The following is a 223-nucleotide window of genomic DNA, read 5'->3' as shown; positions in this document are numbered from 1 at the left end:
GAACAAGACCCATGACCACGTTGCTGATTGCCGAGCACGACAACGCTCACGTCAAGGACGCCACCCACAAGGCGCTCTCCGCCGCCAAGGCCCTGGGCGCTCCGGTGCACATTCTCGTGGCCGGCTCCAACGCCCGCGCGGCGGCCGAGGCGGCCGCCAAGCTGGAGGGCGTGGAGAAGGTGCTGCTGGCCGATGCGCCTCCTTACGAGCACCAGCTCGCCGA

Annotated in this window: 1 protein-coding gene; it reads left to right on the top strand. The window is 69.1% G+C overall.

Annotated elements, in window-relative coordinates:
• Nucleotides 1-11 precede the first annotated feature (11 nt).
• Nucleotides 12-223: adenine nucleotide alpha hydrolase family protein (locus E4K09_RS07590; protein WP_483238015.1), on the top strand; the 212-nt coding region annotated here is incomplete at its 3' end.

This window comes from Microvirga pakistanensis, from assembly GCF_004458765.1.
GTDB classification, from domain to species: Bacteria; Pseudomonadota; Alphaproteobacteria; order Rhizobiales; family Beijerinckiaceae; genus Microvirga; species Microvirga pakistanensis.
The sequence above is the reverse complement of the archived record's forward strand: the minus strand, read 5'-3'. Positions and strand labels throughout refer to the sequence as shown.